The sequence below is a fragment of the Spirillospora sp. NPDC046719 genome, from assembly GCF_040645715.1.
Taxonomy (GTDB): domain Bacteria; phylum Actinomycetota; class Actinomycetes; order Streptosporangiales; family Streptosporangiaceae; genus Spirillospora.
In genome coordinates this window covers 1-8,671 of the sequence record NZ_JBEYYT010000399.1, presented here as the reverse complement: position 1 = coordinate 8,671, position 8,671 = coordinate 1, and the positions used below count along the sequence as shown (strand labels likewise).

General features: G+C 74.6%; 8 protein-coding genes. 4 read left to right on the top strand and 4 right to left on the bottom strand.

Annotated features, from left to right (window positions below):
• Positions 1–97: 97 nt before the first annotated feature.
• Complete coding sequence (locus ABZ914_RS40720; RefSeq protein WP_500199959.1) at positions 98–1,597, top strand: serine/threonine-protein kinase; 1,500 nt, start codon at positions 98–100, stop codon at positions 1,595–1,597.
• Between the two features lies 1 nt (position 1,598).
• On the opposite strand, the gene ABZ914_RS40715 is transcribed toward ABZ914_RS40720, so the two are convergent.
• Positions 1,599–2,084, bottom strand: a complete 486-nt coding sequence (locus tag ABZ914_RS40715; RefSeq protein WP_190868874.1) for a cupin domain-containing protein — start codon at positions 2,082–2,084, stop codon at positions 1,599–1,601.
• A gap of 68 nt (positions 2,085–2,152) precedes the next feature.
• Positions 2,153–3,529 carry an NADP-dependent succinic semialdehyde dehydrogenase gene (locus ABZ914_RS40710; protein WP_500199958.1) on the bottom strand — a complete coding sequence of 459 codons (1,377 nt, stop codon included), beginning with the start codon at positions 3,527–3,529 and terminating at the stop codon, positions 2,153–2,155.
• 249 nt (positions 3,530–3,778) lie between these two features.
• Here ABZ914_RS40710 and ABZ914_RS40705 point away from each other — a divergent pair, with 249 nt between their 5' ends.
• Positions 3,779–5,059, top strand: a complete 1,281-nt coding sequence (locus ABZ914_RS40705) for an MFS transporter (protein ID WP_500199957.1) — start codon at positions 3,779–3,781, stop codon at positions 5,057–5,059.
• 46 nt (positions 5,060–5,105) lie between these two features.
• Here ABZ914_RS40705 and ABZ914_RS40700 read toward each other — a convergent pair whose 3' ends face one another.
• Positions 5,106–5,912, bottom strand: coding sequence for an acyl-CoA thioesterase (locus ABZ914_RS40700; RefSeq protein ID WP_500199954.1), 807 nt, complete (start codon positions 5,910–5,912; stop codon positions 5,106–5,108).
• 219 nt (positions 5,913–6,131) lie between these two features.
• On the opposite strand from ABZ914_RS40700, the gene pgi reads away from it, so the two are divergent.
• On the top strand, positions 6,132–7,763 hold the full coding sequence (gene pgi / locus ABZ914_RS40695) for a glucose-6-phosphate isomerase (protein ID WP_500199953.1): 1,632 nt from the start codon (positions 6,132–6,134) through the stop codon (positions 7,761–7,763).
• A 66-nt stretch (positions 7,764–7,829) separates the two neighbouring features.
• Here pgi and ABZ914_RS40690 read toward each other — a convergent pair whose 3' ends face one another.
• Complete coding sequence (locus ABZ914_RS40690) at positions 7,830–8,060, bottom strand: EF-hand domain-containing protein (protein WP_190867843.1); 231 nt, start codon at positions 8,058–8,060, stop codon at positions 7,830–7,832.
• Positions 8,061–8,156: 96 nt separating this feature from the next.
• Here ABZ914_RS40690 and ABZ914_RS40685 point away from each other — a divergent pair.
• Positions 8,157–8,671: hypothetical protein (locus ABZ914_RS40685; RefSeq protein ID WP_500199950.1), on the top strand; the 515-nt coding region annotated here is incomplete at its 3' end.

The following is an 8,671-nucleotide window of genomic DNA, read 5'->3' as shown; positions in this document are numbered from 1 at the left end:
CCCGGGCCCTTGGCCGCCATCGGACGCTTCGCGCCCGCGGCGGCCATCGGCGTCCCGCGTTGTGCACCATGTGAGGCAGGCGGCCGCGGGAGGCGACATGGTCAGGCGCGACGCGCCGCTCGGCCCCCTGGAGGCGGGCGACCCCGCCGCCACGGGGCCGTACGTGCTCCTCGGCAGGCTCGGGTCGGGCTCCATGGGCCGCGTCTACCTGGGCCGCTCCGCGGCGGGACGGCTCGTCGCGGTCAAGACGATCCGGGCCGAGCTGGCCCGCGAGACCGACTTCCGCGCCCGCTTCGCGCACGAGGCCGCGGCGGCCCGGCGGGTCAGCGGGATCTACACCGCCTCGGTCGTGAACGCCGACCCCGACGCCGCGGTGCCCTGGCTCGCGACGGCCTACGTCCCGGCGCCCTCGCTGGAGCTGCTGGTCGAGGAGGCGGGGCCGCTGCCCGTCCCGGCGGTGCGGTGGCTGGCGGGCGGATGCGCGGAGGCGCTCGAGTCGATCCACGCGGCGGGCCTCGTCCACCGCGATCTCAAGCCGTCCAACGTGCTGGTGTGCGCGGACGGGCCGCGGGTGATCGACTTCGGCCTGGCGCACGCGCGGGAGCGGGCCCGGATGACGCTCAGCCGCGTCGCGGTCGGCACCCCCGCGTTCATGGCGCCCGAGCAGGCGCAGGGGTCGCGGGTCGTGACGGCCGCGAGCGACGTCTACGCGCTGGGCGCGACCCTGCTCTACGCGGCGACCGGGCACGGCCCCTACCGGGGCGAGGGCGCGCTGGAGCTGATGGCGCAGCTCGCCACCCTGCCGCCGGACCTGTCCGGGCTCGCCGTGGAGCTGGAGACGCTGGTACGCGGCTGCCTGGCCCGCGACCCCGGACGGCGGCCGTCGCCCGGCGACGTGCTGGCGTCGGTGGCGGAGTACCTGCGCCACGGCCGCGACGAGCCGGGCCTGTCCGGCACGGCGCTGGGCCTGGTCAGGGACTACGCGGCGGGGCCGCGGCTCCCGCTCGCCGAACCGGGGCCGGAGGGTCTCGGTCCGCGGCCCGAGGACCCCGTGGCGGTGCGGGAGCGTCCGCCGGTGGTGATCGGAGGCGCGCGGGACGGCCGGTCGTCGGCCTCGGCGGCGCGGACGTTCTTCCGCGAGCCCCGCAACACGATCGCCTCGGTGGCCGCGGTCGTGCTGATCGGCGTCGGCGCGCTGCTGGCCAGGACCTTCTGGTCGGGCGGCGACTCCACCGGGACGCCCCCGGACGCGGGACGGCCGCCCGCCGGGAGGGCGGCGGAACCGCCGGCCCCGCTGGGCGGCGCCGGCGACCGCCCCACCGGGGGCCCGCGGATCGTCGTCAACCAGCCGCAGGGCGACGGCGCGACGGTCTTCGTCGTGCACGGGACGGGCTGGCGCCCGGGGGAGCGCATCCAGGTGAGCCTCGACGGCTACGGCGAGCGCCCCGGCCCGGTCGTCGACCACATGGGCACCTTCAACTACGCGGTGAACCAGGCCCACGAGTTCGTGGCGGGCCCGCTGCCCCTGGGCACGCACACCTTCTCCGCCGGCGCCGGGGGCGCTCCCGCCCGCACGACGTTCCGGGTCGTCCCCTAGGTCAGGACCGGGCCTCGGTCCATTCGGGGCTGTCGAGGAAGTGGTTGTCGAACCGCTCTTGCGACTCCAGCAGCTCGTCCAGCGTCGCCTCGCCCTTCCCGAGCCGGCCGAGCAGCCTGAAGTAGTCGAAGCGCTCGACGCCCGGCGTGATGACGATCAGCAGGTCGGCGGTGCTGCCGGGCTTGGCGGCGAACGCGTGCGCCATCCTCGGCGGCACCACGACGAGGTCGCCCTCGCCGGCCTCCAGCACCTGCTCCCCGGCGAGGATCTGCGCGGTGCCGCCCAGCATGTAGAACAGCTCCGTGGACCCGGCGTGGTAGTGCGGGGTCGCCCCGTTCCCGCCGGCCGCCAGCGTCACCCGCTGGGTGCTGAGCGCGCCGCCGGTGCTGCTGGAGTCGGCGAGCAGCCGCACCGCCGCGGGCACGTCCCCGATCGTCTCGGCCTCGTCCCCCCGGACCACGACCGCACCCTGCTCGATCCGTGTCACAGCGCCACCTCCGCGGCCAGCCTAGCCCTTGGCGATCAAGGCCGCCGACGATCCGGCGCCGCCGCCGATCAGGCCGCCCACACGGTCTTGACGTTGCAGAACGCGTGCATGCCCTGGGCGGACAGCTCGCGCCCGTACCCGGACCGCTTCACGCCGCCGAACGGCAGCTCGGGGTAGGACGTGGTCATCCCGTTGACGAAGACCTGGCCCGCGTCCAGCTCGCGGACGAACAGCTCCCGCTCGCCCGCGTCCCGCGTCCACGCGTTGGACCCGAGGCCGAACCCGGTGGCGTTCGCCAGCTCGACGGCCTCCTCCGCGCCGTCGACCCGGAACAGCGACGCCACCGGCCCGAAGACCTCCTCGTGGAACATCCGCATGTCCCGCGTCACGTCGCCGATCACCGTCGGCGGGTAGTACCAGCCGGGACGGTCCGGGCGCTCGCCCCCGCACAGCACGGTCGCGCCCTTGCCCACCGCGTCGGCGACCAGCTCCTCGACGTCGGCGCGGCCCTGCTCGCTGACCAGCGGGCCGACGTCGGTGTCCTCGTCCATGGGGTCGCCGACCTTCAGCGCCCGCATGTTCGCCACGAACAGCCGCTCGAACTCGTCGGCGCAGCCGCGGTCGACGATGAACCGCTTGGCGGAGATGCAGCTCTGCCCGTTGTTCAGGCAGCGGGACGTGGCCGCCGCCTCCGCGGCCGCCGCGAGGTCGGCCGACGGCATCACGACGAACGGGTCGCTGCCGCCGAGCTCCAGCACCGTCGGCTTGATCTCGTCCCCGGCGATCGCGGCGACCGACCGCCCCGCCGGTTCGCTGCCCGTCAGCGTGGCCGCCTTGACCCGCGGGTCGCGCAGCACCCGCTCGACCTTCGCCGACCCGATCAGCAGGGTCTGGAACGCGCCCTCGGGGAACCCCGCGCGGCGGAACAGGTCCTCCAGGAACAGCGCCGTCTGCGGGACGTTCGAGGAGTGCTTCAGCAGGCCCACGTTGCCCGCCATCAGCCCCGGCGCGGCGAAGCGGATCACCTGCCAGAGCGGGAAGTTCCACGGCATCACCGCCAGCACGGGCCCGAGCGGCTGGTAGCGGACGTAGGCGTCCCGGGCCCCGACCGCCTCGGGGTCGGCGGGCCGGTCGGCGAGGAACTCCGCGGCGTGCGCGGCGTAGTAGCGGCACGCCTTCGCGCACTTGCGCGCCTCGGCGATCGCGGCCTTGAGCGTCTTGCCCATCTCGGTGGTGAGCATCGCGCCGATCTGCTCGGCCTCGTCGTCCAGGATCCCGCCGGCGGCGTTCATCCACTCCGCGCGGCGCCCGAGGCCGGTCGTGCGGTACGCGGCGAACGTCTCGGCGGCCCGCCCGATGCGCCGGTCGATCTCCTCCTCGGTCAGCTCGTCGAAGGTCTTCTCCACGTCCCCGGTCGCGGGATTGGTGGTGGCGATCGTCGTCATGTCCGGATGCTCCCTGGGTGTCCGCCTGTTCATCGGGGACGTGCCCGTGCGCCCTCCCAGGAAACACGGCGGCGGGCGGCCGCGGCGGGCGGGATCCCCGGCGGGGCGGGGGCTCCGGGCCGGTTCGCCGCTCCCCAAGCCTGACCTGGTCAAACGTGACATGGCTCACGCACTTCCCTTGACCGGAACGTTCCATCGAAGCGGTGGCGTTTAACCCCCTTTGACAGTGCCTTTGAAGGGGAGAGGACCTTGGCGATCCCGGTGATGCTGCGCTCGATGCGCCATCACAACTACCGGCTCTGGGCCACCGCGGACTTCGTCTCGATCACCGGGACGTGGATGCAGGTCCTGGCGATGAACTGGCTCATCCTGTCCATCACCCACTCGGCCACCAGCGTCGGGCTGGGCCTGGTCCTGCAGGCCCTGCCGACCATGCTGCTCGGCCCGTGGGGCGGCGTGATCGCCGACCGGCTCCCCGCCCGGTACGTCGTGGCGGCCGGGCAGATCGCCCAGGCGGCGCTGTCCACGGTGCTCGCGGTGATCGCCGCCGGCGACCCGTCCGGCACCGGCGGCCTGTACGCGATCTCGCTGGCGTCGGGCATGGTCACCGCGATGACCTCGCCCGCGCTCGGCCGGTTCGGCGCCGAGGTCGTCGGCCCGGAGGACCTGTCCAACGGCCTGGCGCTCGGCTCGGTGCTGAGCTCCGGCGGCCGGATCCTCGGCATGAGCCTCGCCGGCGTGATCATCCCGCTGGCGGGCGTGCCCGGCGCGTTCGCGGCCAACGCGGTGAGCTTCCTCGGCGTGCTGGTCGCCATCGGGCTGATGCGCACCAGGGAGCTGCACGTGCTGCCGCCCGCCGAGCCGGGCGAGCGCGGCATCGTCGCCGGGTTCCGGTACGTCCTCGGCAACCCCCGCCTGCTGATCATGTTCGGGCTGGCCTTCGCGCTCGGCAGCCTCGGCCGCAACTACCAGGTGACGATGGCGGCGATGAGCCAGGGGCCGCTGCACGGCGGCGCCGGCGGCTACGGCGCCCTGTCGGTGCTCTTCGCCGTCGGGACCGTCCTCGGCGGCGTGTACGCCGCGTCCCGCACCCGGCTCCCGCTCAAGCTGCTGCTGATCACGGCGACGATCTGCTCCGCGGGCCAGCTGCTCAGCGGCTTCGCGCCGAACCTGGCGCTGTTCGGCGCCGCGATGCTGCCGATCGCGGCCGGCGCCGTCGTCCTGGACACCACCGTCGCCACCCGTGTCCAGCTGGACAGCCCCGGCCACCTGCGCGGCCGCGTCATCGCCGCGCAGGGCATGGTCGGCGCCGCGTCCGGCGCGGTGGGCGGCCCCGCGCTCGGCGCGCTCTGCGACACCCTCGGCCCCCGCACCGCGCTCATGCTGGCCGGCGTCGTCTGCCTGGCCGTCGCGTCCGCCGCCGCCTACGGCTTCGCCCGCGTGCGCCGCACCCGCGCGGCCGTCGCGGCCACGCCGGCTCCGGCGGCCTCCCCGGCCCCCGCGCCCGCGCTGGCCGCGGCCGAGGCCTGACCGGCCCGGATCCCGCCCCGCGCCGTGCGCGCGGGGCGGCGCCGGCTCAGCCGGCGGCGGGCCTCAGGAGCGCCTCCTGGGCGATGGACGCGACGAGCGTGCCGTCCGCCGTGTGGAGGGTTCCGCGCGCGAGGCCCCGCGCGCCGTGGTTCGTCACCGGCCCCGCCGAGAAGAGAAGCCACCGGTCCGCGCGCGGCGGGCGGTGGAACCACATCGCGTGGTCCAAGGTGACGGCGGTGGCGAGCCGCTTGGGGGAGCCGGGCGCGCGGGCGCTGCTCACCATCCCCATGTCGGACAGGTAGGCCAGCAGGCAGGCGTGCAGCGCGGGATCGTCGCCGACGGGCCGGTCCGTCCGGATCCAGAACGGCTGCGGCACGGGGAACCCGTCCTCGTCCGGCGGGTCCACCACGCGGACCTCGAAACCGTCGGGGTGCCGGGAGAACCCGGGCGGCGTCCAGTGCTCCGGCAGGTCCTCCGGGGCCGGCGTCCCGGACGGGCCGGGCGCCTGCCAGTCGAACCCGTCCTCCGGCTCGTGGAACGAGGCGATCAGCTCCAGGATCGGCTTGCCGCCCTGGCTCGCGGTGACGTGCCGGGTGGAGAACGAGCGCCCGTCGCGGGTGCGGGCCACCTCGAACCGCAGCGGCTCCTCGGGGACGCCGGGACGGATGAAATAGGCGTGCAGCGAGTGCGGCGGCCGCCCGTCCGCGGTGCGGCAGGCGGCCCGCAGCGCCTGCCCGGCGACCTGCCCGCCGAACAGCCGGGACCGCCCCACCGACGGGGAGTCCGCCACGAAGACGTCGCCGCCCAGCGCCGTCAGCTCGAACAGCCGCGCCATGTCCCGCGGGACGCCCATGCACCCTCCCCGTGAACCCGCCGGAACCCGTCCGGCCGCGTACGGCGCCGACCTTATCCGCGCGGCCGGACGAACCGGTCATCCGGGTGTGAACACTCCGCGGTTGGGGAGAGCGTTGCGAGCGCCGCGCGCCGCCGACCTATGATCGCCGTGGGGGACGGCGGAGCGCCCGGGGGCCGTCGGCGCCCGTCCGGCCCCGCCGAGGAGATGAGAGAGGCAATGGCTGATATCACCGAGTCGCCCGAGTGGACGGCGCTGGCCGAGCACCAGGCGGAGCTCGCGGGCCGGCACCTGCGGGAGCTGTTCGCCGAGGACCCGGGGCGCGTCGAGCGCATGACCGTGACCGCCGGGGACCTCTGCCTGGACTACTCCAAGCACCGGGCGACCGACGAGACGCTGCGGCTGCTGGTGGCGCTGGCGGAGCGGGCGGGGCTGCGCGACCGGATCGCGGCGATGTTCTCCGGGGAGCACATCAACGTCAGCGAGGACCGCGCCGTCCTGCACACCGCGCTGCGGCTGCCGCCGGGGGAGTCGCTGACGGTCGACGGGCAGGACGTCGCCGCCGACGTGCACGCCGTCCTGGACAAGATGTCCGGGTTCGCCGAACGGGTCCGGTCGGGGGAGTGGACGGGGTTCACCGGCAAGCGGATCACCACCGTCGTCAACATCGGCATCGGCGGCTCCGACCTCGGCCCCGCGATGGCCTACGAGGCGCTGCACGACTACGTGGACGCGGGGATCTCCTGCCGGTTCGTCTCCAACATCGACCCGGCCGACATCCTCGGCAAGCTCGCCGGACTCGACGCCGAGCAGACGCTGTTCGTCATCAGCTCCAAGACGTTCGGCACGCTGGAGACGCTGACGAACGCCAAGGTGGCGCGGCAGTGGCTGATCGACGCCCTCGGCGACGACAAGGCCGTCTCCCGGCACTTCGTCGCGGTGTCGACCAACGCCGAGCGGGTCGCGGACTTCGGCATCGACACCGACAACATGTTCGGCTTCTGGGACTGGGTCGGCGGCCGCTACTCCTTCGACGGCGCGATCGGCCTGTCGCTGATGATCGCGATCGGCGGCGAGGGCTTCCGGGAGATGCTGGCCGGCTTCCGGTCGATCGACGAGCACTTCCGCACCGCGCCGTTCGAGGCGAACATGCCGGTGCTGATGGGCCTGCTCGGCGTCTGGTACACCGACTTCTTCGGCGCGCAGACCCGCGCCGTGCTGCCCTACAGCCAGCGGCTGTCGCGCTTCCCCGCCTACCTGCAGCAGCTGACGATGGAGTCCAACGGCAAGTCGGTGCGGGCCGACGGCGCGCCGGTCGTGGCGCAGACCGGCGAGATCTTCTGGGGCGAGCCCGGCACCAACGGCCAGCACGCCTTCTACCAGCTGCTGCACCAGGGCACCCGGCTGGTCCCGGCCGACTTCATCGGGTTCGCCGAGCCGTTCGAGGACCGGGCCGGCATGCACGACCTGCTCACCGCGAACCTGCTCGCGCAGACGTCCGCGCTGGCGTTCGGCAAGACCGCCGACGAGATCGCCGCCGAGGGGACGCCCGCCGCGGTCGTGCCGCACAAGGTGATGCCGGGCAACCGGCCGACCAGCACGATCCTGGTCCCGAAGCTGACCCCGAAGACGCTCGGCGAGCTGGTCGCCCTCTACGAGCACATCGTGTTCGTCGAGGGGACGGTCTGGGGCATCGACTCCTTCGACCAGTGGGGCGTCGAGCTGGGCAAGGTGATGGCGCAGGACCTCGCGCCCGCGCTCACCTCCGAGGAGCCGCCCTCGGACGCGCCGGACGCGTCCACCGCCGCGCTCGTCCGCAGGTACCGCGAGCTGCGCGGACGCCGGGTCTGACCGGCGCGAACGGAACGGGCCCGCCGGTCGCGCCGGCGGGCCCGTTCCGTTCCGTCGCGTCCGGGGTCAGGCCCAGCCCTGCTCCTCGAGGATCGCCCGGTACTCGCCGTAGGAGATGAACCCGTCGAGGTTGGCGTCGGCCCTCTCGAACCTGTCCTGCGTCTCCGCGCGCGACCACGACAGCCCGAGGTGCTCCAGGACGAGCGTGAACTCCATCAGGTCGAGCCGCTCGTCCTTGCCGAGGTCCGCCCTCGTGAACACGGCGAGAAGGTCGTCCTCGGTCGGCCTGGTGGTCATCTCACTCCTCTGATCCCCGACGAAGCCGGACGGGGGCTCGGGGGCGTCCCCCTCGGCCTGAACCGGTCCGATACGCCCGCATCATAGACTCCGATCATGCGCCGATCGAGCAGCACCGTGGTCGTCGTGGCGGGGGAGAGGGCCGGGGACGTGGTCGCCGGGCTGGGCGGGCTCCACAACGTCCGCGCCCTCGTCCGCGGCGACGTCCCGCCCGCCGAGTTCGCCGCGCTGGTGGGCCGCGCCGGCGGCACCTACGTGGTGCACGACGACGACCCGCTCGCCGCCGTCCGGGACGCCTGGACCGCGTTCTTCGACGGGGCGTCCGCGCCCGGCCCGCTGGAGGTCGCCGTCGAGGAGGCCCTCGCCGCGCTGCGCTCCGGCACGGCGCAGCTCCCCGACTACTACGTCGTCCTCGATCCCGAGGAGATGCCCGAGACCGCGCGGCACTGGTGGCTCGGCGTCCTCTCCGGCGCCGCGCCGGCCCGCGTCGTCCCGGCGCCCTCCTCGCCGTCGCGGGTCGCCGCGGAGCTGGGCCGGCTGTCGCCCGGCCGCTGGTGGCCGGACGACGTGGCGTCCTGGCTGCGGGAGCTGCCCAGCACCGTCCCCGACCG

What these genes read in the sequence shown, in the direction of transcription:
- ABZ914_RS40710 (WP_500199958.1), bottom strand. Translation starts at nt 3,529, where the DNA reads ATGACGACGATCGCCACCACCAATCCCGCGACCGGGGACGTGGAGAAG.
- ABZ914_RS40700 (WP_500199954.1), bottom strand. Translation starts at nt 5,912, where the DNA reads ATGGGCGTCCCGCGGGACATGGCGCGGCTGTTCGAGCTGACGGCGCTG.
- ABZ914_RS40690 (WP_190867843.1), bottom strand. Translation starts at nt 8,060, where the DNA reads ATGACCACCAGGCCGACCGAGGACGACCTTCTCGCCGTGTTCACGAGG.
- ABZ914_RS40720 (WP_500199959.1), top strand. Translation starts at nt 98, where the DNA reads ATGGTCAGGCGCGACGCGCCGCTCGGCCCCCTGGAGGCGGGCGACCCC.
- pgi (WP_500199953.1), top strand. Translation starts at nt 6,132, where the DNA reads ATGGCTGATATCACCGAGTCGCCCGAGTGGACGGCGCTGGCCGAGCAC.